Raw genomic sequence first — 24392 nt, 5'->3', positions numbered from 1 at the left:
CGACCCCGTCGGCCGGTCAGCCCGCCGCGCGGGCCGCCATCCGGGCCTTGCGCGCCGCCAGCTTCTCGTCGAACTTGGACGCCTCGGCGTCCAGCCCGCCCATGTAGAGCCCCAGTTCCTCCTGGGCCCGCACACCCTCCGGGCCGAGGCCGTCGATCTCCAGGACCTTCAGGAAGCGCAGCACGGGCTGGATCACGTCGTCGTGGTGGATGCGCAGGTTGTAGACCTCGCCGATCGCCATCTGCGCGGCGGCCCGCTCGAAGCCGGGCATGCCGTGACCGGGCATCCGGAAGTTGACGACCACGTCCCGCACGGCCTGCATGGTGAGGTCGGGCGCGATCTCGAAGGCCGCCTTGAGCAGGTTCCGGTAGAAGACCATGTGCAGGTTCTCGTCGGTCGCGATGCGGGCCAGCATGCGGTCGCAGACCGGGTCGCCGGACTGGTGGCCGGTGTTGCGGTGCGAGATGCGGGTGGCCAGCTCCTGGAAGGCGACGTAGGCCACCGAGTGCAGCATCGAGTGCCGGTTGTCCGACTCGAAGCCCTCGCTCATGTGGGCCATCCGGAACTGCTCCAGCTTGTCCGGGTCGACCGCGCGGGAGGCGAGCAGGTAGTCGCGCATGACGATGCCGTGCCGCCCCTCCTCGGCGGTCCAGCGGTGCACCCAGGTGCCCCAGGCGCCGTCACGGCCGAAGAGGCTGGCGATCTCGTGGTGGTAGCTGGGGAGGTTGTCCTCCGTCAGCAGGTTCACCACGAGCGCGATCCGGCCGATCTCGGTGACCTTCGACTGCTCCTTCTCCCAGGCCTCGCCGTCCTCGAAGATCCCCGGGAAGTTCCGTCCGTCGGTCCACGGCACGTACTCGTGCGGCATCCAGTCCTTGGCGACCTTCAGATGCCGGTTGAGTTCGGTCTCGACCACTTCCTCCAGCGCGTACAGCAGCCGGGCGTCGGTCCAGTCGGCGGAGGAGCCGAGGTGCGGGGAGACGATCGTCACGGAGAACTCCAGGGGACGTGCGACAGTGCGGAGCGGCCGGCGAGCGGTGCCGGGAACCTACGGGATCGTAGGCTACGAAACCGTAGGTTACGAGGGCGTAGGTTAAACGCACTGTAAAGGCCGCTGATCAGCCACTGTCCCGCGGGGCCCGGAAAGGCACCGAGACACGCAGGTCCCGGGGCCGGACGGGTGACGTACCGGCGAGTTCAGGCGTACAGCTCCCGCAGCCGCACCGAGAGGCATGTCACACAGCCTTCGAGTTTCTCGAACTCGCCGATGTCGACGAGTACGGGCTCGTGGCCGAGGCCGGCCAGCAGCTCCGCCGTCTTCGGCGCGCTCGCCGCCATCAGCAGCCTGTCCCCGCCGAGCAGCACCACGTGCGCCCCTGACTCCTCCGGCACCGGCAGGAAGCGCGGGTAGAGCGACGGCACGTCGGTCTGCGGGATGTGCCCGATCACCGTGCCGTCCGGCAGCGCGGTCACCGCCGACTTCAGGTGCAGCACCTTGCTCACCGGCACGGCGACGACCCGGGCGCCCAGCGGCTCGAACGCGGCCCGCACCTGCTGCACCCCGGCCGCGTTGGTGCGCCCGCCGCGCCCGACGTAGATCGTGTCACCGACCTTCAGGACGTCGCCGCCGTCCAGGGTTCCGGGCTCCCAGACCCAGTTGACCGAGCAGCCGAGCCGGGCCACGGCCTCCTCGACGCCGGCCGTCTCCGCCCGCCGGGACTCCGCGCCGGGCCGCGTGATCAGGGCGACGTTGCGGTACATGACGACCGTGTCCTCGACGAACACCGAGTCGGGGCAGTCGTCGGCGGGGTCCACCTCCAGCGTCTCCCAGCCGTTCGCCGCGAGGGCCTCGACGTAGGCGTCCCACTGCTCGACCGCCAGGGCGTGGTCGACCGGCTCCCGCTCGACGTGGGTCACCAGGCCCTCGGCGAGCCTGGGGCCGGGGCGGCGGACGAGGGCCTTCTTGCTGGGCACGCGGGGCCTTCCGTATCGGCGCTGTCGGGTCCGGCGCCCGTGGTCCGGCGCCGGTCCGCCATCATGCAGCGGGGACGCGTGCCTTCGGAACCCCCGTCAGCCGCTCGTAGCCCTCCTGAGATGCTCCGCCGTGCTGGAGCCGCGGGCGGCGAGCAGGTCCCGCGGGGTGCCCTCGAAGATCACCCGGCCACCGTCCCGGCCGCCGTCGGGGCCGAGGTCCACGACCCAGTCGGCGTGCGCGACCACGTCCAGGTTGTGCTCCACGACCACCACCGTGTTGCCGGTGTCGACCAGCCGGTCCAGCAGCGCGAGCAGCCCCTGGACGTCCGACATGTGCAGTCCGGTGGTCGGCTCGTCCAGGACGTAGACCGCGCCGGTGCGGTGCAGGCGGGTGGCCAGCTTGATGCGCTGCCGCTCGCCGCCGGAGAGCGTGGACAGCGGCTGTCCGAGCGTGAGGTAGGTGAGACCGACGTCATGCAGGGCGCGCAGCCGCCGCCGCAGGCCCGGGTCGGCGAAGAAGTCCAGCGCCTGGCCCGCGGTCATCGCCAGCACGTCGGCGACCGACCTCCCGTCGACCGTCAGCCGCAGCACCTCCTCCCGGAAGCGCCGCCCCTCGCAGTCGTGGCAGGTGGTCGTCACCGGGTCCATGAACGCGAGGTCGGTGTGGATGAGTCCGCGGCCCTCGCAGGTGCCGCACGCGCCCGCCGAGTTGAAGCTGAAGAAGCCCGGCTCGGTGCCCGTCTCCCGCGCGAAGAGCTTCCGTACCGTGTCCATGATCCCGAGGTAGGTGGCCGGGGTGGACCGCGCGGAGACGCCGATGGCCGACTGGTCGACGGCCACGGCGTCCGGGTGGGCGGCGGTCAGCTCCGCGACCAGCGTGCTCTTGCCCGACCCGGCCACCCCCGTGACCGCGGTGAGCACCCCGGTCGGGAAGGCCACCGTCACGTCCCGCAGGTTGTGCCGGCCGGCGCCCTTCACCCACAGCCGCCCGTCCGCCTCCCGCGGGTCCGCCTTCACCGCCGCACGCCTGCCCAGGCACCGACCGGTGAGCGTGTCCGACGCGGCCAGCGCGTCCGGCGTCCCCTCGAACACCACCCGGCCGCCGTCGGCGCCGGCGCCCGGCCCCATGTCGACCACGTGGTCCGCCAGCGCGATGACGTCCGGGTCGTGCTCGACGACCAGCACGGTGTTGCCCTTGTCGCGCAGCCGCAGCAGCAGGTCGCCCAGGCGTCCGACGTCGCGCGGGTGCAGCCCGACGCTGGGCTCGTCGAAGATGTACGTCATCCCGGTCAGGCTGGAGCCGAGGTGCCGCACGGTCTTCAGCCGCTGTCCCTCGCCGCCGGACAGCGTGGAGGTCTCCCGGCCGAGGCTGAGATAGCCGAGGCCGATCGCCTCGACCCGCTCCAAGGCCGCGACGGCGGCACCGGCGACCGGCAGCGCCACCGGGTCGTCGATCCGCTTCAGTACGGCGATCAGGTCGGTGACCTGCATGGCGGAGCAGTCGGCGATGGAGTGCCCGTCGATCCGGGCCGCCAGCGCCGCCGCGTTCAGCCGGGCCCCGCCGCACTCGGGACAGGCGCCCTCCACCAGGAACCCCCGTACGAGGTCCCTGGTCTTCTCGCTCATGCCCGACAGGTCCCGCTTGAGGTAGAGCCGCTCGAAGCGGTCGGCGAGCCCTTCGTACTCGGTGGTCCAGGTGCCGCCCGAGCCGTTGACGGTGACCTTGCTGCCGGGCCGCCCGCGCATCAGGAAGGCCCGCTCGGCGTCCGTGAAGTCGCCGACCGGCCGGTCCGGGTCCAGTTCGTCGGAGTTGGTGTACGCCTGCCCCTGCCAGGTCCCGGCCGCGAACGGCGGGAAGCGGACCGCCCCGCCGGCCAGCGACCTGGCGGGGTCGAGGATCCGGTCCCAGTCGGGCCGCACCGTGCGGCCCAGGCCGTCGCAGCCGGGGCACATGCCCGACGGGTCGTTGAACGAGTACGCCGTCGCCCCGCCGGCGCTGGGGGTGCCGTGCCGGGAGAACAGCACGCGCAGCACCGAGTGGATGTCGGTCATCGTGCCGACCGTGGACCGCGAGTGGCCGCCCACCGGCCGCTGGTCGACGACGATCGCGGGGGAGAGGTCCTCCAGGGCGTCCGCGTGCGGCCGCTCGTACTTGGGCAGCCGGTTGCGCACGAACCAGGTGAACGTCTCGTTGAGCTGGCGCCGCGACTCGACCGCGATGGTGTCGAAGACGACCGACGACTTCCCCGACCCCGAAACGCCGGTGAACACGGTCAGCCGGCCCTTCGGGATGCGGAGGGTGACGTCCTGGAGGTTGTTCTCCCTGGCTCCGGTGATGCTGATGAACTCGCTCATGCGAGGGACGCTAGGCGGGATACCCGACAGCTTCTGGCTGGATTTCCCGCAGTTCTCCCTCCTCGAACAGCAGCCAGCGGGTGATGCCCAGCGACTCCAGGAACGGCATGTCGTGGCTGGCCACGATCAGCGCCCCCTCGTAGGACTCCAGGGCGGTGGTGAGCTGCCGCACGCTCGCCATGTCCAGGTTGTTCGTCGGTTCGTCCAGCATCAGCAGCTGCGGCGCGGGCTCGGCCAGCATCAGCGCTGCCAGCGCCGCCCGGAAGCGTTCACCGCCGGAGAGCGTCGCCGCCTTCTGGTCGGCGCGGGCGCCCCGGAACAGGAAGCGGGCCAGCCGCGCCCGGATCCGGTTGCTGGTGGCGCCCGGCGCGAACCGGGCCACGTTCTCGGCGACGGACAGCTCCCCGTCGAGCACGTCGAGGCGCTGGGGCAGGAACCGCAGCGGCACGTGCGCCGTCGCCTCGCCCGCCACCGGCGCCAGCTCCCCGGCGACCGTGCGCAGCAGCGTGGTCTTGCCCGCGCCGTTGCGCCCGATCAGCGCGATCCGCTCGGGACCGTGCAGGTCGAAGCCGCCCTCCACCCGCGCGCCGTACCGGAGTTCCAGATCGCGCAGGGTGAGCACGGACCGGCCCGGCGGTACGGCCGTGTATGGCAGGTCGACGCGGATCTCGTCGTCGTCCCGCACGGCCTCCACCGCGTCGTCGAGGCGCTCCCTGGCCTCGGCGAGCTTCTCCTCGTGCATGATGCGGTGCTTGCCCGCGGACTCCTGCGCCGCGCGCTTGCGCGCCCCCATGACGATCTTCGGTTCGCGTTTCTGGTCCCACATCTTCTGGCCGTACCGCTTGCGGCGAGCCAGTTTGACCTGGGCGTCGGCCAGTTCCCGCTTCTGCTTGCGCAGATCGGACTCGGCGACCCGCACCATGCGCTCGGCCGCCTCCTGCTCCACGGCCAGGGCCTCCTCGTACGCCGAGAGGTTCCCGCCGTACCAGGTGATGCCGCCGGACCGCAGGTCGGCGATCTGGTCGACCAGTTCCAGCAGTTCCCGGTCGTGGCTGACCACGACCATGACGCCCGGCCAGGAGGTGACGGCGGCGTACAGGCGCCTGCGGGCGTACAGGTCGAGGTTGTTGGTGGGCTCGTCCAGGAGCAGGACGTCGGGCCGGCGCAGCAGCAGCGCGGCCAGCCGCAGCAGTACCGACTCGCCGCCCGAGACCTCGCCGACGGTGCGGTCGAGCCCCACGTGGCCGAGCCCGAGTTCGCCGAGGGTGGCGAGGGCGCGCTCCTCGACGTCCCAGTCGTCGCCGACCGTCTCGAAGTGCTCCTCGGCCACGTCACCGGCCTCGATGGCGTGCAGCGCGGCCCGGCGCGCGGCGATGCCGAGCGCCTCGTCGACGCGCAGCGCGGTGTCGAGGGTGACGTTCTGCGGCAGGTGGCCGACCTCGCCGGTGACGCGGACCAGGCCGTCGGCGGGCGTGAGCTGCCCGGCGATCAGCTTCAACAGGGTGGACTTGCCCGCCCCGTTGACGCCGACGAGCCCGGTCCTGCCGGGGCCGAAGGAGGTGTCGAGTCCCTCGAAGACGGGCGTGCCGTCGGGCCAGGCGAAGGACAGGGACGTACAAGTGATGGATGTGGACATACGGGTCTCCGCGGTTGCTTGAAGCCGTCAGGGGCAAACGCGTATCGAGACACCGGGAGGGCGGCGACCGCCGTCGGACGAGAGAAGGAGGAGCCTCCGGGGGAGTGCCGGGCATGAAAAAAGCCCTGCTCCGCGGAGGGACGGCTCGAACGCCGAGGTCGCACGCTGCGTACACACACGTGAGGTGTGTCGCGGTGTCTCAGGACCTCAGACGAGCAACGTCCTTCTCCAATCGGCGGCAACAGAAGCGACATACACCGTACGAGGGGCCGGATGTGCTGTCAACGTATTTTCCGCGCACCCGGTCCCACGGCCCCGAGGAGGCCCCGTGCCCAACGGCCCGCTCTCACTGCCCGCCCGGCTCTGCCTGCTGGCCTGGGACCCCACGAAGTCCGGGGGAGCGGACACCGCCCGGGTCCACCACCTGGTGCGCGCCGGCGCGCTCACCGAACTGGCCCGGCGCGGCCTGCTCACCGACGACGACGGCATCGCCACCCCCGTCGACCTGGACTCCCGCACCGGGGACGCGGTCCTCGACGGGCTGCTCGAGCTGGTCCGCGAGTCGCTGCCGCACCGGTGGCGGACGTGGGTCGCGCTGCACGCGCGGGTGACCTTCGACGCCGTCCGGGAGCAGCTGGTGGCCGAGGGCTATCTGCGCGCCGAGAAGAAGCGGGTGCTCGGGGTGTTCCCGTCCGTGGAGTACGTCCTGGCGCGCCCGGCCGTGGCGAAGGCGCTCCGCGAGGAGACGCGGGAGGTGCTGGAGGGCCGGATCCCGGCCGGCGAGGTGTCCGAGCGCGACGCGGCCGCGGCCGTGCTCGTCGCCGCCGCGGCACCCGGCCTCCCGGCCGGCGCCGGACACCGCGCGGCCGACGGTGGGTGCGGCGAGGAGCGCGTCGCCGAGCTGACCGAGCGGGGCGGGGCGGCGGCACCCGGGCTGCGGAAGATCGTGGGAGAGGTCTGGGGCGCGGTGAGCGCGGAGAGCGCCCGGGCCGTGTCGTCGGGGCGCTGAGGCCGGGGCGCGGAGGCGGGCCGGGGCGACGGCCGGTCAGCGGCTGCCGCGCAGCAGCTCCGCCAGGTCGTGCTCCAGGTCCAGGTGGAGGTGCTCCATGCCGACGGGCACCAGCTCGCCCGTGGCCGCCAGGAACCGGCGCAGCTCGCCGGAACGCACGTGGATCACGGCGGTGCCCTCGGGCGCGTGGAACTCCAGGACGGTGCGGTCGTACCCGTACGGGCGCACCCGCACGTCGCCGTGGCCCTCAGGCTCCCGCATCCCCGCGATGAGCAGCTCCCGGGAGAAGGTCCAGCAGACCTCCACGCCCTCCAGGGTGGCCGGGGCCGGGAAGGTCATGCGGACGGCGAAGGGGTCGACGCGGTCGTAGTGCAGGGTGGCGGGAATGCTCGGCATGCGCGGTGCGGCGGCGACGAGACGCGCCTCGACCGGCTGCTCGATGACGGTGGACAACGCCTTGCTCCCTCGTGACGGCTGGACGGGCTCTCGGGGTGGTGCGGGCCGGGCACTTGAGGAGACGTTGGAAACAGCCGATCCGTGCACACGAGCATCGAGTGACCTCTGTCACCGCGTTCATGCACCGGCGTGACACGGCTCTCCTCGCCCGCCCCGTACGGCACTTGCGTCACGCGCGTGCCGGGCAGGTCCTCTGGACGGCTCACCCCCGGTGGGCTAGCTTCGCCCGCCATGAGGCGCTTGGGAAGCACGCGACGCACGGTACGGCCGATTCGAACCGCTCGCGGGCGCGCGGGGCGCGGGGCGATCGCGGGGGCGGTCTGCGCGGCGGCGCTGGCCGCGCTGACGACCGTACCGGCGCAGGCCGGTCAGCCGTCGCACGAGGAGCGGACCCGGCCGCACTGGCGGCTCAAGGACACCGGGGCGCCCGACGCCCGGTTCCGGGGGCTCGCCGCCGTCAGCCGGCACACCGCGTGGCTGGCCGGCTCCGGGGGCACCGTCCTGCGCACCACCGACGGCGGTGACACCTGGCGCGACGTCTCCCCGCCGGGCGCCGGCGACCTGGAGTTCCGGGACGTCGAGGCGTTCGACGCCCGCCGTGCCGTGGTCCTGGCCATCGGCGAGGGCGAGGCGTCCCGGGTCTACCGCACCGCCGACGGCGGAGCCACCTGGACGGAGTCCTTCCGCAACACCGACGCGCGGGCCTTCTACGACTGCCTCACCTTCTTCGACTCCCGGCACGGACTCGCCATGAGCGACCCGGTGGACGGGAAGTTCCGCATCCTGTCCACCCGCGACGGCGGCCGCTCCTGGAAGGTCCTCCCGGACCGGGGCATGCCGGCCGCGCAGGACGGCGAGGCCGGGTTCGCGGCCAGTGGCCAGTGCCTGGTCTCCTCCGGTCCGAGGGACGTGTGGCTGGCCACCGGCGGGGCCGCACGCGCGCGTGTGCTGCACTCCGCCGACCGGGGGCTGACCTGGACGGCCACCGACGCGCCGATCCCGGCGGGCGACCCGGCGCGGGGCGTCTTCGCCCTCGCCTTCCGCGACCGGGCCCACGGCCTCGCGGTCGGCGGCGACTACCGCCCCGACCAGAGTTCGCCGCGCGCGGCGGCACGGACCGCGGACGCCGGCCGCACCTGGCGGCCCGCCGACGCGCCGCCGCCGGCCTACCGTTCCGGCGTCGCCTGGCTCCCGCACGGCCGCACCGCCGCCCTGGCGGTCGGCCCCACCGGCACCGACCTCACCACGGACGGCGGCCGCACCTGGCGCACCGTCGACACCGGCTCCTACGACACCGTGGACTGCACGCCCGACCTGGGCTGTTGGGCCGCGGGCGAGCAGGGCAGGGCCGCCCGCCTGGAGTGGTGAGGCCGGACGGGGAGGGGTGCCGGTCCGCGATGCGGGTACCCGCTCGCCGAACGTGAGAGGAAGTGAGCGGACATGCCGCGCGGTTCCAGCACCAAACGCGAACGTCAGTACGAGCACATCAAGGACAGCGCCGAGGACCGCGGAGAGAGCACCGGCCGCGCCAAGGAGATCGCGGCCCGGACGGTCAACAAGGAGCGCGCCCGGTCGGGCGAGGCGAAGACCGCCGGCCGCATCTCCACCCGGGACATGTCGCCGGGCGAGCGGGGCGGCCGCCGGTCGGGCCGTGGCGAGGGGCCGCAGGGGCCCACGTACGACCAGCTCTACGAAGAGGCCAAGCGCCGCAACGTGCACGGCCGTTCGAACATGAACAAGAGCGACCTGCGACGCGCCCTCGGCAAGTGAGCCGTACCGCCCTCTAGGCGAGAGCCTCCCGGTACGGGTCCAGCGCCGGGGCCGTCTTCGTGGCGACGAACTCCGTGACGCGGTACGCGCACACGCCGGCCCGGACGAACGGGTCGCCCGCGGTGATCTCCTCGATCCGGGCGCGGTCCTCCGCGACGGCGATGATCACCCCGCCGTCGCGGGGTTCCTTGCGCCCGGACGCCAGGAACACTCCCTGCCCGTACAGCTCGTCCAGCCAGGCCACGTGGTCCGGCAGGACGGCGTCGACGGCTTCGAGCGGGGCGGTGTAGGACAGCTCCAGTACGAACATGATCGCGAGCCTACTGCGGGCTCGCCTAGGCTTGCCCCACCATGACGCCCGTGACCGCACAGACCCCCGCCGACTGGCCCGCGACCGAGGAGCGGGCGCGCGCCGTCCAGGACGGGCTGCGCGCGCGGGTCGTCCTCGACGAGACCGGCCCGCCGCCCGGTACGGGCACGGTGACCGGCGTCGACGTGGCCTACGACGACGAACGGGACGTGGTCGCGGCGGCGGCCGTCGTGCTGGACGCCGAGACCCTCGCCGTCGTCGCCGAGGTCACCGCCGTCGGGCGGATCTCCTTCCCCTATGTCCCGGGCCTGCTCGCCTTCCGGGAGATCCCGACCGTCCGCGCCGCGCTGGACGCCCTGCCGTGCCCGCCCGGCCTGGTCGTCTGCGACGGCTACGGCCTGGCCCACCCGCGCCGCTTCGGCCTCGCCAGCCACCTGGGCGTGCTCACCGGCCTGCCCACCATCGGCGTGGCCAAGAACCCCTTCACCTTCACGTACGACGAGCCGGCCGCCCCGCGCGGCAGTACGTCCCCGCTGCTCGCCGGCGCCGAGGAGGTCGGGCGCGCGGTGCGCACGCGCGACGGAGTGAAGCCGGTCTTCGTCTCCGCCGGTCACCGGGTGAGCCTCGACAACGCCTGCGCGCACACGCTGGCCCTGGCGCCCGCCTTCCGTCTGCCGGAGACCACTCGCAGGGCCGACGCCCTGTGCCGCGCGGCGCTGCGGGCCGCCGCCTACCCGGCCTGACCCTCGACGCTCCAGCGGCCCACCTCCCGGTACGCCGAGTCGTGGATCGGCGAACCGTCGCCGGGCCGCAGCGCGTAGTGGTGCAGGTTGCCGCCCCAGTAGCGCAGGATGCGCTGCAACTCGCCGGCGGGGTCCTCGGCGACCGCGCCCTCGTCCATGGTGACTTCGAGAAGGAACTTCATACCCTCAAGGGTTTCATTGAACTTCCCGTGGAGACTTCGGCCGCGTCGCACCGGTCGTGCCGGTCGGGGTGGGTGGGAAAGTCTCAAAGCGCGGGCAGGGCGACTGCGCGGGACCGCCCAGGCCGCCTGAGTATCCGTACGGATGTGCCGTCACCCGCCGCCCCGGCAGGCTGGACCGCATGACGACACGCCGCATACCCGAGTACCCCGCCCGCCCCGGCCGCCCCGTCGGCCGGACCGCCCTCGCGGGGCTGGCGCTGGCGGTGGCGGCGGGGCTGGCCTGGGTCGGCGGAATGATCTACACGATCGTCGGCTGGACGGGATGATCCCCGCCACGGCCAACGAGGGGTTCCTCAGCGGGTCGCGACCACCCGGAAGCGGATGCCGGCCGCCACCAGCCGCTCGGTCAGCGCGTCGCCCATCGCGACGGCCGTGGTGACCTGGCCCGACGTCGGCGGCAGTGCGTCGAGGGCGAGGCAGAGCGCCGCCTCGGCGAACATCTTGGCCGTCTCGTCGTAACCCGGGTCGCCGCCCGCGACCTCGGTGAACACCTTGCGCCCGCCCCCCTCGCCGACGAAGCGGACCGAGAACCAGCTCTTGGCGCGCTTCTCGGCGCTCGGGCCCTCACCGGGCTTGAGCCGCCCGGACAGCCAGCGCCGCGCGGGCGGGACCTGAGCCGCCGCCAGCAGCGCGCCCACGGCCGCCACTCCGCCCACCGCCACCGGCAGACGCCGGACGGCCGCGTAGTGGCGGTAGCGGAAGTCGGGGCCGTAGCGGTCCAGGGCCTTCGCGGAGCGCCGTACGACCTGCGCGTCGATGGTCGGCAGCGGCAGCGCCCAGGCCCCCACCTCACCCGCGAAGCGCGGCGCGCCCGTCGGCGTGACGGCGCGGCGGCCCACCAGACGCGGTTCGTGCCGCCGGCGTTCCACGGCCGCGGCCCGCAGCTGCCGCCCGCGAGCGAACTGGCCGAGCGCGGAGGCGAAGGTGCCGCCGGAGAAGGTCGCGTCGACGCTCACGAAGCCGTCCACGGTGAGCGGCACACCCTCCGGCAGCTGCCGCACGGTGAAGTACACGCCCAGGTCGTGCGGGATCGAGTCGAAACCGCAGGCGTGCACCAGTCGGGCGCCGGTCTCCCGCGCGCGGGCGTCGTGGCGCACGTAGGTCCGGTCCACGAACTCCGGCTCGCCGGTGAGGTCGAGGTAGTCGGTGCCGCTGTCCGCGCAGGCGGCGGCCAGGGCGTCGCCGTACCGGACGTAGGGGCCGACCGTCGTGGCCACCACGCGCGCCTGTCCGGCGAGTTCGCGCAGCGAGTCCGGATCGGACACGTCCGCCCGCAGCACGCCGGCGTCCGACGCGCCCGGCAGCCGGTCGCGCAGCCGGCGCAGCTTCTCCTCGCCGCGGCCGGCGATCGCCCAGCGCAGCCCTTCGGGGGCGTGCGCGGCGAGATACCGCGCGGTCAGTTCTCCGACGAACCCCGTCGCTCCGAAGAGCACGATGTCGTACGGCCGGTCGGCCCTTTTCAGCCTGCTCATGACATCCCTTCGTCACCCGTCGGCAATCCCCGGGTCCGCAGCACGCGCCGTTGCCGGTGGCTGAGGCTAGCGTGAGGAGGGCGGAGTCCGTCGACCGGGTGGAGGAGGGCCACCGCACCGTGGCCTCCCGTCGGCCGGCGGTGCGGCCGGACGCTCGCGGCGCATAATGGGCTAAGCGCTTGCTCGCCCGGGTCTTGTGCCCAGTGGAACACGTTCTTAGCATCACTGGTGTTACATCGGTTGTGTCACAGAGCGGGGATGCGATGCCGAAAGCCAGGACACAAGCCCGGACCACGGGTGAGGGCCCGCTCTCCGGTGTGCGCGTGGTCGAGCTGGCCGGCATCGGCCCCGGGCCGTTCGCGGCCATGCTCCTCGCAGACCTCGGCGCCGACGTCGTACGCGTCGACCGCCCCGGCGGCCCGGGACTCGGCGTCGACCCCGCGCACGACGTCACCAACCGCAACAAGCGCTCCGTACTCGTCGACCTCAAGGCGCCGGACGGCCCCGAGCGGGTCCTCGCCCTCGCCGAACGCGCCGACGTGCTGATCGAGGGCTACCGCCCCGGCGTCGCCGAACGGCTCGGCGTGGGCCCCGAGCCCTGCCACGCCCGCAACCCGCGCCTCGTGTACGGCAGGATGACCGGCTGGGGCCAGGAGGGCCCGCTCGCCGAACGCGCCGGTCACGACATCGGGTACATCGCGCTCACCGGCACCCTCGGCATGATCGGCGACCCCGGCCGCCCGCCCGCCGTCCCCGCCAACCTCCTCGGCGACTACGCCGGCGGCTCGCTCTACCTGGTCGTCGGAGTCCTCGCCGCCCTGCACCACGCGCGCGCGACGGGCACCGGCCAGGTCGTGGACGCGGCGATCGTCGACGGCACCGCCCACCTCTCCTCGATGATCCACGGCATGCTCGCCGCCGGCGCCTGGCAGGACCGGCGCGGCGCCAACCTCCTCGACGGCGGCTGCCCCTTCTACGGCACCTACGAGACCGCCGACGGCCGGTACATGGCGGTCGGCGCCCTGGAGCAGCGCTTCTACACCGAGTTCATGGAGCTGCTCGGCATCCCCGGCCTCGCGCCCGCCCGCGACGACCCGGCCCGCTGGCCCGAGCTGCGCGAGGCCGTCGCCGACCGGTTCGCGTCCCGCACCCGCGACGAGTGGACGTCCGTGTTCGCCGGCTCCGACGCCTGCGTGGCCCCCGTCCTCACGCTGCGCGAGGCACCGCACCACCCCCACCTCGCCGCCCGCTCCACCTTCACCGACCACGACGGCCTCACCCAGCCGGCCCCCGCACCCCGCTTCTCCGCGACCCCCACCGCCGTCCGCACCGGGCCCGTGCTGCCCGGCGCCGACACCGACGCCGTGGCCCGCGACTGGGACCTGCCCCCCGAGGGCGGACCGACTCGTGTCCCTCACCCGAACAGCCCCGTGAAGAACCCTCAGTGAAAGGCCTGCCAGTGACCACCGAAGCGTACGTGTACGACGCGATCCGCACCCCGCGCGGACGCGGCAAGGCGAACGGCGCCCTGCACGGCACGAAGCCCGTCGACCTGGTCGTCGGCCTCATCCACGAGATCCGCGCCCGCTTCCCGGACCTGGACCCCGCGGCGGTCGACGACGTCGTCCTCGGCGTCGTCGGTCCCGTCGGCGACCAGGGCTCCGACATCGCCCGCATCGCCGCCATCGCCGCGGGGCTGCCCGACACCGTGGCCGGCGTCCAGGAGAACCGCTTCTGCGCCTCGGGCCTGGAGGCCGTCAACCTGGCCGCCGCCAAGGTGCGTTCCGGCTGGGAGGACCTGGTCCTCGCGGGCGGCGTCGAGTCCATGTCCCGGGTGCCGATGGCCTCGGACGGCGGTGCCTGGTTCAACGACCCGATGACCAACCTCGCCACCAACTTCGTGCCGCAGGGCATCGGCGCCGACCTGATCGCCACCATCGAGGGCTTCACCCGCCGCGACGTGGACGAGTACGCGGCCCTCTCCCAGGAGCGCGCGGCCGCCGCCTGGAAGGACGGCCGCTTCGAGCGCTCCGTCGTCCCCGTGCGGGACCGCGCCGGCCTCACCGTCCTCGACCACGACGAGCACCCGCGCCCCGGCACCACCGCCGACTCCCTCGCGGGCCTCAAGCCGTCCTTCGCCGACATCGGCGAACTCGGCGGTTTCGACGCCGTCGCGCTGCAGAAGTACCACTGGGTCGAGAAGATCGACCACGTCCACCACGCGGGCAACTCCTCCGGCATCGTGGACGGCGCCTCCCTGGTCGCCATCGGCTCGCAGGAGGTCGGCGACCGCTACGGCCTGCGCCCGCGCGCCCGGATCGTCTCGGCCGCCGTGTCCGGCTCCGAGCCCACCATCATGCTCACCGGCCCCGCCCCGGCCACCCGCAAGGCGCTCGCCAAGGCCGGGCTCACCATCGACGACATCGACCTGGTCGAGATCAACGAGGCGTTCGCCGCGGTCGTCCTGCGCTTCGTCAAGGACATGGGCCTGTCCCTCGACAAGGTCAACGTCAACGGCGGCGCCATCGCGCTCGGCCACCCCCTCGGCGCCACCGGCGCGATGATCCTCGGCACGCTCGTGGACGAACTGGAGCGCCAGGACAAGCGGTACGGCCTCGCCACCCTGTGCGTGGGCGGCGGCATGGGCATCGCCACCATCGTCGAGCGCGTCTGACCCCCTCCCGACGGATACGACGGATCACCTGGAGCACACCCTCATGAGCACCGAGCCCACCACCATCCGCTGGGAACAGGACGACACCGGCGTCGTCACGCTCGTCCTCGACGACCCCGGCCAGTCCGCCAACACCATGAACCAGGCGTTCCGCGCCTCCCTCGCGGCCGTCACCGACCGCCTGGAGGCCGAGAAGGACTCGATCCGCGGCGTCATCGTCACCTCCGCCAAGAAGACCTTCTTCGCCGGCGGCGACCTGCGCGACCTGATCCGCGTCACCCCCGAAACGGCTCAGGACCTCTTCGACGGCGGCATGGCCATCAAGCGCGACCTGCGCCGCATCGAGACCCTCGGCAAGCCCGTCGTCGCCGCCATGAACGGCGCGGCCCTCGGCGGCGGTTACGAGATCGCCCTCGCCTGCCACCACCGCGTCGCCCTGGACGCCCCCGGTTCCAAGATCGGCTGTCCCGAGGTCACCCTCGGCCTGCTCCCCGGCGGCGGCGGAGTCGTCCGCACCGTCCGGATGCTCGGCATCACCGACGCGCTCCTCAAGGTGCTCCTCCAGGGCACCCAGTACAACCCGCGCCGCGCCCAGGAGAACGGCCTGGTCGACGAGGTCGCCGACAGCCGCGACGACATGCTCGCCAGGGCCCGCGCCTTCATCGACGCCAACCCGGAGTCCGCGCAGCCCTGGGACAAGCCCGGTTACCGCATCCCCGGCGGCACCCCCTCGCACCCGAAGTTCGCGGCCAATCTGCCCGCCTTCCCCGCCAACCTGCGCAAGCAGACGGCCGGCGCCCCCTACCCGGCGCCGCGCAACATCATGGCCGCCGCCGTCGAGGGCTCCCAGGTCGACTTCGAGACCGCCCAGGTCATCGAGGCCCGCTACTTCGTCGAGCTGGCCGCCGGACAGACCTCGAAGAACATGATCCAGGCGTTCTTCTTCGACCTCCAGGCCGTCAACTCCGGCGCCAACCGCCCCCGCGGCATCGAGCCCCGGAAGGTCACCAAGGTGGCCGTCCTCGGCGCCGGCATGATGGGCGCCGGCATCGCCTACTCGTGCGCACGCGCGGGCATCGACGTCGTCCTCAAGGACGTCGCCCTGGAGGCCGCCGTCAAGGGCAAGGGCTACTCCGAGAAGCTGTGCGCCAAGGCCGTCGCCAAGGGGCGCACCACCCAGGAGAAGGCCGACGCGCTCCTCGCCCGCATCACGCCGACCGCCGAGGCCGCCGACCTCGCCGGGTGCGACGCGGTCATCGAGGCCGTCTTCGAGGACACCTCGCTCAAGCACAAGGTGTTCCAGGAGATCGAGAGCGTCGTCGCCCCCGACGCCCTGCTCTGCTCCAACACCTCCACGCTGCCCATCACCGCGCTGGCCGAGGGCGTCGAGCGCCAGGTGGACTTCATCGGGCTGCACTTCTTCTCGCCGGTCGACAAGATGCCGCTCGTCGAGATCATCAAGGGCGAGCGGACCGGCGACGAGGCGCTCGCGCGCGCCTTCGACCTGGTCCGGCAGATCAACAAGACGCCGATCGTCGTCAACGACTCGCGCGGCTTCTTCACCTCCCGGGTCATCGGCCACTTCATCAACGAGGGCGTGGCGATGGTCGGCGAGGGCGTCGAGCCCGCCTCCGTCGAGCAGGCGGCGGCCCAGGCGGGCTACCCCGCCAAGGTGCTCTCCCTGATGGACGAGCTGACGCTCACCCTCCCGCGGAAGATCCGCAAGGAGACCAGGCGGGCCGTGGAGGAGGCCGGCGGCACCTGGACCCCGCACCCCGCCGATGCCGTCATCGACCGCATGGTCGACGAGTTCGAGCGCCCCGGCCGCAGCGGCGGCGCCGGGTTCTACGAGTACGGCGAGGACGGGAAGCGCACGGCCCTGTGGCCGGGCCTGCGGGAGCATTTCGGGGGTTCCGGGGGTCGCCCCCCGGGCAAGCACAGCACGAAGCCCGGGTACGAGATCCCGTTCCGGGACATGCAGGAGCGCATGCTCTTCTCGGAGGCACTCGACACGGTCCGGCTGCTGGAGGAGGGCGTCCTGACCTCGGTCGCCGACGCCAACATCGGCTCGATCCTCGGCATCGGCTTCCCCGGCTGGACCGGCGGCGTCCTCCAGTACGTCAACGGCTACGAGGGCGGTCTGCCCGGCTTCGTGGCACGCGCGCGTGAGCTGGCCGACCGCTACGGCGAGCGCTTCACGCCGCCCGCGCTGCTGGTGGAGAAGGCGGACAAGGGGGAGGTCTTCACCGACGGCCGCTGAGCAGCGGCCTCAGCCCGGGGCGGCGCGGTCGTCCTCGGCCGGGGCGGCGGGCTCGTCCTCGCCGCCCTCGTCGATCCACTCCCGGATCTCCTCCCGCAGCGACCGCTGGAAGGTGGTCAGCAGCGCCTGCACGACGAGCGGGTGCATGTGCGCGGACAGGGACCGCACGTCCCGCGCCCCGCTTTCGGCCACCGCGTCGCGCAGCAGCCGCGACAGGTCGCGCGCGGCGGCGCGGGAGTGCTCCAGGAGAGCGGTGCGGGCCGCGAGCACCGTCTCGGGGGAGAAGGGCACGTCGAGCAGTTCGACGCCGAGCCGGAGCAGCCCGGTGTCGACCCGGTACAGGTCGCCGTCCGGGACGTCCGCGTCCCGGACGATCACGTCCATCGCCGCCAGCCGGTCCACGTCCCCGTCGGTCAGCGGCCGGCCCGCGCGCCGGTCCAGTTCCCCGCGTGTGACGCTCTCCACCGTCTCCGGCGCCCAGGAGGCCACCACCGCGCGGTGCAGCGCCAGGTCGTGCTCGCTCACGTCGGGCGGCAGCTGAGCCAGGTACCGCTCGATCGCGGCCAGGGTCATCCCCCGGTGCTGCAACTCCTCGATCAGCGCCAGCCGGGCCAGGTGCTCCCGGCCGTAGTGCCCCACCCGGCGCGCCCCGATCACCGGCGGCGGCAGCAGCCCCTTGGTGCCGTAGAAGCGGACCGTGCGCACGGTGACGCCGGCCCGCGCGGCCAGCTCGTCGATCGTGAGGGTCGGCTCCCCGGCGTCGGTGGTCGTCATGTGCAGCAGTATCGCTGTCTCACCAGTGCTGTGAAACCTCTTGGGCACCGGGTGGAGACCGCCGGTGGATCTTGTGAGAAGTCACGCTGTGTGACATGAGCCACCGCATGACGACGCAGCGTCGTGGGAAGGTGCTGCCTTGGTCTGTGCCGCGAAGGGTGGTGCGGGCCTCGTCACTGTACGGACGACCTGGGCGTTTCCCGCCCGGGCGCACCAGAGAGTGGAACCACCCGTGAGCAAGGACGCCGTCGACACGGCACAGGTCGCCGCCCATCCCCAGGCGACCGGGACCATCCCCGCGGACGCGGGCGACGCCGGATACAGCAAGGGCCTCAAGGCCCGTCACGTGAACATGATCGCGATCGGCGGCGCGATCGGCACCGGCCTCTTCCTCGGTGCCGGCGGCCGGCTGCGCGACGCGGGCCCGGCGCTCGCGATCGCCTACCTCGTCGCGGGCGTCTTCGCCTTCTTCGTCGTCAAGGCCCTCGGAGAGCTGGTGCTCTACCGGCCCTCCTCCGGCTCCTTCGTGTCGTACGCGCGCGAGTTCCTCGGTGAGAAGGGCGCCTACGTCGCCGGCTGGATGTACTTCCTGAACTGGTCGACCACCGGCATCGCCGACATCACCGCGATCGCGCTGTACACGCACTACTGGAGTATGTTCACGAGCATCCCGCAATGGGTGCTCGCCCTGATAGCCCTCGCGGTGGTCCTGGCCGTCAACCTCATCTCGGTCCGGATCTTCGGCGAGATGGAGTTCTGGTTCGCGATCATCAAGGTCGCCACCCTCGTCGGCTTCATGCTGATCGGCATCTTCCTGCTGGCCACCCAGCACGACGTGGGCGGCCAGACCCCGGGCGTCGGCATGATCACCGACCACGGCGGCATCCTCCCGCACGGCGTGATGCCCGTGGTCCTCGTCATGCAGGGCGTGATCTTCTCCTACGCGGCCCTGGAACTGGTCGGCGTCGCGGCCGGCGAGACCGCCGAGCCGGAGAAGATCGTCCCCCGCGCGGTGAACTCGATCATGTGGCGCGTCGCCCTGTTCTACGTCGGCTCGGTCGTCCTGCTCGCGCTGCTGCTCCCCAGCTCGGTCTACTCGGGCGACCAGAGCCCCTTCGTCACCGTCCTGTCGAAGATCGGCGTCCCCGCAGCCGACGACGTGATGAACCTCGTCGTCCTCACCGCGGCGATGTCGTCCCTGAACTCCGGCCTGTACTCCACCGGCCGCATCCTGCGCTCCATGGCGATGTCCGGCTCCGCGCCCAGGTTCACCGGGGTGATGAGCCGCAGCCAGGTGCCCTACGGCGGCATCCTGCTGACCTGCGCGGTCTGCGTCCTCGGCGTCGGCCTGAACTTCCTGGTGCCGAGCAAGGCCTTCGAGATCGTGCTGAACGTCGCCTCGCTGGGCATCATCAGCACCTGGGTGATCATCATGATCTGTCACCTGGTCTTCGCCCGCCGGGCGCGCGCGGGCCTGGTCGAGCGGCCGCACTTCCGCCTGCCGGGCAGCCCGGTCACCGAGATCGTCACGATCGCGTTCCTGCTGGCCGTGATCGGCCTGATGTGGAACGACCACGAGGTCGGCCGCAAGACCGTGCTCCTCGTCCCCGTGATCGCGGTGATGCTGGTGGCGGGCTGGTTCGGCGTCCGGCGCCGGGTGTCCCAGGAGGCCGACAGGCAACGGCTTGACGGGGCCCAGGGGTAGCGGGGGCCACCGCGCCGCTTTCGGCCGCCTCACCCGCGAGGCGGCCGAGCGCGGCGCGACCGGCCGTCAGTGCCCGTGCACGTCGTTCGTCGCGGCGATCTTCCGCCACGACCGGGGCTGCGCCGGCGTGTCCGAGGCCGGCGCGAGCGACGCGGCGCGCGCCGCCGGGGCGTCCGGCCTCGACGGCTGGAACAGCCACGTGTCGAACAGCGCGGCCAGCGGCTTGCCGGAGACCTCCTCGGCGTACCGCTGGAAGTCGGCGACCGACGCGTTGCCGTGGGCGTACCGCGCGGGCCACCCCTTGAGGACGGCGAAGAAGTCCTCGTCCCCGATCTCGTTCCGCAGCGCCTGGACGGCGAGCGCGCCCCGGTCGTACACGGCGAGGTCGAACTGGTTCTCCGGCCCGGGGTCACCGGGCCGCACCGTCCAGAACGGGTCGTCGGCCGGGTGCGAGGCGTACGTGTAGTCGGCCAGTTCCTGCGCCGTGCCCTCGCCCTCGTGCTCGGACCACAGCCACTGGGCGTACCGCGCGAAGCCCTCGTTGATCCAGATGTCCTTCCAGCCGCGCACGGACACCAGGTCGCCGTACCACTGGTGGGCCAGCTCGTGCACGACCACGGAGACGTTCGACCCGTTCGCGAACTGCCGCGGGCTGTAGAACGGCCGGGTCTGCGTCTCCAGCGCGTACCCCGTGTCCGTGTTCGGCACGTACCCGCCGAGCGCGTTGTAGGGGTACGGCCCGAAGTAGCCGGTCAGCCAGTCGGCGATCTCCCCGGTCCGCTCCACACTGGCCCGCGCCGCCCCGGCGTTGGCGCCCAGGTCCTTGCTGTAGGCGTTGACGACCGGGACGCCGCTCTCGGTGGTCCCGGTGGTGAGGTCGAACCTGCCGACCGCCAGTGTGGCGAGATACGTGGCCTGCGGCTTGTCGGAGCGCCAGTTCCAGCGGGTCCAGCCGAGCCGTGAACTCGTGGACTGGAGCGTCCCGTTGGAGATCGCCTGGGTCCCGTCCGGCACCTGCACGGACACGTCGTAGGTGGCCTTGTCCCGCGGGTGGTCGTTGCTGGGGAACCACCAGGCCGCGGCCTCGGGCTCGTTCGCGGCGACGCCGCCGTCCGGGGTGCGGTGCCAGCTGGTGAAGCCGAACGCCTCCTTCGAGGACGGCACACCGCTGTAGCGGACGACGACCGTGAGCGCCGACCCCTTGGCCAGCGGCTTGGCCGGGGTGATCTCCAGCTCCTGCTCGCCGGAGGTCGTGAACGACGCCTTGGCGCCGTTCACCCGCACCTCGCCTACGTCCAGCAGGAAGTCCAGGTTGAACCGCGACAGGTCCTCGGTGGTGCGGGCCAGGATCGTGGCCGTCCCCTCCAGCCGGTCCGTGGCCGGCTGGTACTTCAGGCGCAGGTCGTAGTGGGAGACGTCGTATCCGCCGTTGCCGTAGGCCGGGTAGTAGGGGTCGCCGATGCCCGGAGCGCCGGGGGAGTGGGCCGCCGCCGACGCCGGGATCGCCAGCATGAGGGAGGCGGCGCCCAGTGCGCCCGGCACGATGATTCTGCGGTGCACGAAAGCTCCAAGTCGTAGGGGCACGAAGTCCGTTCGCAGCCTATTCAGCCCCTGTGGACACCGTCATGTCCACGGCCACCCCTGTCACACGATCGCCATCCGGCCGACATGAGTCACCCGTTGCCCTCTTCTGCGCGGGAGTTGACCGATGTACCGTCCGCGCATGCCGATACGCACGCGCTTCACGATCTGGAGAACGCTCGCGACGGCGGCCACGGCCGCACTCCTGGCAACCTTCCTCACGCCCGCCGCGACGGCGCACCCCGCACCGCGGCAGAGCGAACCCGTCTACTCCTACGCGAACGCCGTTCGCGAGGCCGTCTGGGTGGACACCGGGTACGACGGGGACGCCGACGGCGAGGACGACCGCGTCGCCGTCGACATCGTCCGCCCGCGCGAACCCGCCCAGCGGGGCCGGAAGATCCCCGTCATCATGGACGCCAGCCCGTACTACTCCTGCTGCGGGCGGGGCAACGAGAGCCAGAAGAAGACGTACGACGCGGACGGCGACGTCGTCGGGATGCCGCTGTACTACGACAACTACTTCGTGCCCCGCGGCTACGCCTTCGTCGGCGTCGACCTGGCCGGCACCAACCGCTCCGACGGCTGCGTCGACGTCGGCGGACCCTCCGACGTCCGGTCCGCGAAGGCCGTGGTCGACTGGCTGAACGGCCGCGCGAAGGCGTACACCAGCCGCGACGGGGGCGAGCGCGCCGAGGCGACGTGGACCAACGGGAAGACCGGCATGATCGGCAAGAGCTGGGACGGCACCATCGCCAACGGCGTGGCCGCCACCGGTGTCGAGGGCCTGGAGACCATCGTCCCGATCGCCGCCATCTCCTCCTGGTACGACTACTACTTCAGCCAGGGCGCCCCGCTCTACGACTCCGGTCCCGACTGGCTCTCCGACTACGTCAACAGCCCCGACGCCCGCGCCCGCTGCGAGGCCGTCCAGCAGCGGCTCGTCGACGGCGCCCCGCGCAGCGGAGACCTGACCCGGCTGTGGACCGAGCGCGACTACGTGAAGGCCGCGGGCAAGGTCAAGGCCAGCGTCTTCCTCGTCCACGGCATGCAGGACCTCAACGTCCGCACGCAGCACGTCGGCCCGTGGTGGGACGCCCTCGCGAAGAACGGCGTCGACCGCAAGATCTGGCTCTCCCAGACCGGTCACGTCGACCCCTTCGACTTCCGCCGCGCCGACTGGGTCGACACCCTGCACCGCTGGTTCGACCACGAACTCCTCGGCCACGACAACGGCATCGACCGCGAGCCCATGGCCGACATCGAACGCGGGCCCGACCGGTGGGAGACGTCGCGGACCTGGCCGCCGCGCACCACGGCCACCACGACCCTGCGCCCGGCCGACGGCGCGCGACCGGGCGTCGGCACCCTCGGCCTGCACCGCGACCGCGGCACCGAGACCTTCACCGACGACCCCGCGCTGAGCGAGACCGACTGGGCCACGCACATCGACGCGTCCACACCGGCCAAGGCCGGCTTCGTCACCGGACCGCTCACCCGCGACCTGCGCCTGTCCGGCGCCTCCGAGGTCACCGTCACCGCACGGTCCAGCACCCCGACCGCCCACCTGTCCGCCGTACTCGTCGACCTCGGCCCCGACACCATCCGCGACTACGCCGGCGAGGGCGAGGGCATCACCACCCTCACCGACCGCACCTGCTGGGGACCGCGGACCACGGGCGACAGCTCCTGCTACCTGGAGACGTCCGCGCGGACCACCGACGTGGACCACACCGTCGTCAGCCGCGGCTGGGCCGACCTCGGCAACCACGCCTCCGCGTGGCACGGCCGCCCGCTCACCCCGGGCAAGGCGTACACCATGACGCTGGACCTGGCGGCCACCGACCACGTCGTCCCGGCCGGTCACCGTCTCGCCCTCATCGTCGCGGGCACCGACAAGGGCCTCATCGACCCGCCCACCGACACGCCGACCCTCACCCTGGACCTCTCCCGGACGTCGGCCCGCGTACCGTTCGTCGGCGGCCCCGGCGCCTTCGCCCGGGCGACCGCCGGCACGGCCGCCGCCACCGCGGCACCGACTCCCCTCGACGGCGTGAACGCGCCGCCGCGCACGACCCACCGCGTCCCGAAGGGAGCCCGATGAACCGGCTGCGCACCCTCACCGTGACCACCGCGGCCCTCGCCGCGTCCCTCCTCACCGCACCGGCCCACGCCGCGGACGCCGCGCACCACCCGCCCCGCACCGGCTTCGAGCGGAGCGACGGCGCCCGCTGGACCACCCAGGAGGAGGAGCGGGAACTGCTGGCCGCCGCCGACCGCGCGAGCGGACGGGTCGACGTCGACCGCATCGGCACCACGAAGCAGGACCGGCCGCTGCGCCTCGTCACCATCGGCAGGCCCGCCGCGCCGAACACGGTGCTCCTCGTGTGCAGCCAGCACGGCGACGAGCCCTCCGGCCGCGAGGCGTGCCTGTCCACGGTCCGCGACCTGGCGTACGCCACCGACCGCCGGACCCGGCACTTCCTGGACCGCACCACCGTGCTCGTCCTGCCCACCGCCAACCCCGACGGCCGGGCCGCCGACACCCGCGGCAACAGCGACGGCGTCGACATCAACCGCGACCACCTCGCCCTGCAGACCGCCGAGGCCCGCGCCCTGGCCGCCGTCGTCCGCGACCGGCGCCCCGACGTCCTCTACGACCTGCACGAGTACGGCGCCACACCCCCGTACTACGACGAGGACCTCTTCGACCTCTGGCCCCGCAACCTCAACACCCACCCACGGGTCCACGACGAGGCCCGCACCCTGTCCGGGGCGTACGTCCGTCCCGCCGCCGGCAAAGCCGGTTACTCGACCGGCACCTACGGCATCTGGACCGACCCGGTCACCGGCGACCCGATCAAGCAGACCGCCGGCGACGGCCAGGAACGCATCCTGCGCAACATGTCCGGCGTGAAGCACTCGGCCGGCCTGCTCATCGAGAGCCGCGTGGACCCGCTCACCGACGCCGAACAGGCGGACCCCGCCCTCAACAACCGGCGCCGGGTGCACTCCCAGCTCGCGGCGCTCGACGGCATGTTCCGCTTCGCGGACCGGCGGCGCGGACAGGTCGAGGCGGCCACCGACGCCGCCCGCCGGGCCGGTCTCACCGACACCGGGCCCGTGTACGTCGGCGGCGCCGACAACGACCCGGCCGAACCCGCCGAGGTGATCCAGGACCCGCCCTGCGGCTACCGGCTGACACCTGACCAGTACAAGGACATTCGGGACGAGCTGGCCCTGCACGGTGTACAAGTGCGTCCGGCCGGGGAGAAGGGCGCCTACGTACCGCTGCGCCAGCCGCTGCGCGCCCTGGTGCCGCTGCTCCTCGACGAGCGGGCGGCGTACCGCCTGACGGTGGGTGAACCCGACGCCCACTGCTGAGGAGGTGACCTCCGCGTCGCACGTGGTAAGGGCGTGGCGGAGGACTA

Annotated in this window: 21 protein-coding genes; 11 read left to right on the top strand and 10 right to left on the bottom strand. The window is 72.7% G+C overall.

The window, feature by feature from the left end:
• Positions 1–16: 16 nt before the first annotated feature.
• The 4 genes from ACZ67M_RS06835 to ACZ67M_RS06820 form a co-directional block, all read right to left on the bottom strand.
• Positions 17–991 carry an acyl-ACP desaturase gene (locus ACZ67M_RS06835; protein WP_361367946.1) on the bottom strand — a complete coding sequence of 325 codons (975 nt, stop codon included), beginning with the start codon at positions 989–991 and terminating at the stop codon, positions 17–19.
• A 206-nt stretch (positions 992–1197) separates the two neighbouring features.
• Complete coding sequence (ddaH, locus tag ACZ67M_RS06830) at positions 1198–1974, bottom strand: dimethylargininase (protein WP_361367943.1); 777 nt, start codon at positions 1972–1974, stop codon at positions 1198–1200.
• A 96-nt stretch (positions 1975–2070) separates the two neighbouring features.
• Positions 2071–4329, bottom strand: coding sequence for an ATP-binding cassette domain-containing protein (locus tag ACZ67M_RS06825; RefSeq protein ID WP_385798446.1), 2259 nt, complete (start codon positions 4327–4329; stop codon positions 2071–2073).
• A 10-nt stretch (positions 4330–4339) separates the two neighbouring features.
• Positions 4340–5965, bottom strand: coding sequence for an ABC-F family ATP-binding cassette domain-containing protein (locus tag ACZ67M_RS06820; RefSeq protein ID WP_469849853.1), 1626 nt, complete (start codon positions 5963–5965; stop codon positions 4340–4342).
• A 328-nt stretch (positions 5966–6293) separates the two neighbouring features.
• Here ACZ67M_RS06820 and ACZ67M_RS06815 point away from each other — a divergent pair, with 328 nt between their 5' ends.
• The gene (locus ACZ67M_RS06815) at positions 6294–6974 is read left to right on the top strand and encodes a GOLPH3/VPS74 family protein (RefSeq protein WP_469849851.1); all 681 of its coding nucleotides are present in this window, start codon (positions 6294–6296) and stop codon (positions 6972–6974) included.
• 36 nt (positions 6975–7010) lie between these two features.
• Here ACZ67M_RS06815 and ssgD read toward each other — a convergent pair whose 3' ends face one another.
• The gene (gene ssgD, locus ACZ67M_RS06810) at positions 7011–7427 is read right to left on the bottom strand and encodes a spore wall synthesis regulator SsgD (RefSeq protein ID WP_392102305.1); all 417 of its coding nucleotides are present in this window, start codon (positions 7425–7427) and stop codon (positions 7011–7013) included.
• Positions 7428–7700: 273 nt separating this feature from the next.
• Between ssgD and ACZ67M_RS06805 the strand changes: the two genes are divergently transcribed.
• Both ACZ67M_RS06805 and ACZ67M_RS06800 read left to right on the top strand, forming a co-directional pair.
• Positions 7701–8798 carry a WD40/YVTN/BNR-like repeat-containing protein gene (locus tag ACZ67M_RS06805; RefSeq protein WP_469850682.1) on the top strand — a complete coding sequence of 366 codons (1098 nt, stop codon included), beginning with the start codon at positions 7701–7703 and terminating at the stop codon, positions 8796–8798.
• Positions 8799–8870: 72 nt separating this feature from the next.
• Entirely contained in the window at positions 8871–9200 is a 330-nt protein-coding gene (locus ACZ67M_RS06800) for a plasmid stabilization protein (RefSeq protein ID WP_385798438.1), read from the top strand.
• 13 nt (positions 9201–9213) lie between these two features.
• On the opposite strand, the gene ACZ67M_RS06795 is transcribed toward ACZ67M_RS06800, so the two are convergent.
• On the bottom strand, positions 9214–9510 hold the full coding sequence (locus tag ACZ67M_RS06795; protein ID WP_392017710.1) for a YciI family protein: 297 nt from the start codon (positions 9508–9510) through the stop codon (positions 9214–9216).
• 41 nt (positions 9511–9551) lie between these two features.
• Here ACZ67M_RS06795 and ACZ67M_RS06790 point away from each other — a divergent pair, with 41 nt between their 5' ends.
• The gene (locus ACZ67M_RS06790) at positions 9552–10253 is read left to right on the top strand and encodes an endonuclease V (protein ID WP_469849849.1); all 702 of its coding nucleotides are present in this window, start codon (positions 9552–9554) and stop codon (positions 10251–10253) included.
• On the opposite strand, the gene ACZ67M_RS06785 is transcribed toward ACZ67M_RS06790, so the two are convergent.
• Positions 10241–10435 carry a hypothetical protein gene (locus ACZ67M_RS06785; protein ID WP_122620640.1) on the bottom strand — a complete coding sequence of 65 codons (195 nt, stop codon included), beginning with the start codon at positions 10433–10435 and terminating at the stop codon, positions 10241–10243. The genes ACZ67M_RS06790 and ACZ67M_RS06785 overlap by 13 nt on opposite strands.
• 179 nt (positions 10436–10614) lie before the next feature.
• Between ACZ67M_RS06785 and mmpA the strand changes: the two genes are divergently transcribed.
• A complete protein-coding gene (mmpA, locus tag ACZ67M_RS06780) occupies positions 10615–10761 on the top strand; it encodes a morphogenic membrane protein MmpA (protein WP_392102309.1) in 147 nt (48 codons plus the stop codon).
• A gap of 27 nt (positions 10762–10788) precedes the next feature.
• Here the strand turns inward: mmpA and ACZ67M_RS06775 are convergent, their stop codons facing one another.
• Complete coding sequence (locus tag ACZ67M_RS06775) at positions 10789–11967, bottom strand: saccharopine dehydrogenase family protein (RefSeq protein ID WP_469849848.1); 1179 nt, start codon at positions 11965–11967, stop codon at positions 10789–10791.
• Between the two features lie 263 nt (positions 11968–12230).
• Between ACZ67M_RS06775 and ACZ67M_RS06770 the strand changes: the two genes are divergently transcribed.
• Genes ACZ67M_RS06770 through ACZ67M_RS06760 form a run of 3 tightly spaced genes read left to right on the top strand, consistent with a single transcriptional unit; the run spans position 12231 to position 16901 of the window.
• Positions 12231–13415, top strand: a complete 1185-nt coding sequence (locus ACZ67M_RS06770; protein WP_392017718.1) for a CaiB/BaiF CoA transferase family protein — start codon at positions 12231–12233, stop codon at positions 13413–13415.
• A gap of 11 nt (positions 13416–13426) precedes the next feature.
• Positions 13427–14641 carry an acetyl-CoA C-acetyltransferase gene (locus tag ACZ67M_RS06765; protein WP_361367910.1) on the top strand — a complete coding sequence of 405 codons (1215 nt, stop codon included), beginning with the start codon at positions 13427–13429 and terminating at the stop codon, positions 14639–14641.
• Positions 14642–14684: 43 nt separating this feature from the next.
• On the top strand, positions 14685–16901 hold the full coding sequence (locus ACZ67M_RS06760; RefSeq protein ID WP_392017719.1) for a 3-hydroxyacyl-CoA dehydrogenase NAD-binding domain-containing protein: 2217 nt from the start codon (positions 14685–14687) through the stop codon (positions 16899–16901).
• Positions 16902–16910: 9 nt separating this feature from the next.
• Here the strand turns inward: ACZ67M_RS06760 and ACZ67M_RS06755 are convergent, their stop codons facing one another.
• Positions 16911–17675 carry a MerR family transcriptional regulator gene (locus ACZ67M_RS06755; RefSeq protein ID WP_469849845.1) on the bottom strand — a complete coding sequence of 255 codons (765 nt, stop codon included), beginning with the start codon at positions 17673–17675 and terminating at the stop codon, positions 16911–16913.
• Between the two features lie 232 nt (positions 17676–17907).
• Here ACZ67M_RS06755 and ACZ67M_RS06750 point away from each other — a divergent pair, with 232 nt between their 5' ends.
• Complete coding sequence (locus ACZ67M_RS06750; RefSeq protein ID WP_469849843.1) at positions 17908–19380, top strand: amino acid permease; 1473 nt, start codon at positions 17908–17910, stop codon at positions 19378–19380.
• 66 nt (positions 19381–19446) lie between these two features.
• Here ACZ67M_RS06750 and ACZ67M_RS06745 read toward each other — a convergent pair whose 3' ends face one another.
• Positions 19447–20940, bottom strand: coding sequence for a M1 family metallopeptidase (locus ACZ67M_RS06745; protein ID WP_392017724.1), 1494 nt, complete (start codon positions 20938–20940; stop codon positions 19447–19449).
• Positions 20941–21103: 163 nt separating this feature from the next.
• Here ACZ67M_RS06745 and ACZ67M_RS06740 point away from each other — a divergent pair, with 163 nt between their 5' ends.
• Positions 21104–23065 carry a Xaa-Pro dipeptidyl-peptidase gene (locus ACZ67M_RS06740; RefSeq protein WP_469849841.1) on the top strand — a complete coding sequence of 654 codons (1962 nt, stop codon included), beginning with the start codon at positions 21104–21106 and terminating at the stop codon, positions 23063–23065.
• A complete protein-coding gene (locus ACZ67M_RS06735; protein WP_469849839.1) occupies positions 23062–24345 on the top strand; it encodes a M14 family metallopeptidase in 1284 nt (427 codons plus the stop codon). Before ACZ67M_RS06740 ends, ACZ67M_RS06735 begins: the two co-directional genes overlap by 4 nt.
• Positions 24346–24392 lie beyond the last annotated feature (47 nt).

Source organism: Streptomyces sp. NPDC107500, assembly GCF_055582785.1.
The sequence above is the reverse complement of the archived record's forward strand: the minus strand, read 5'-3'. Positions and strand labels throughout refer to the sequence as shown.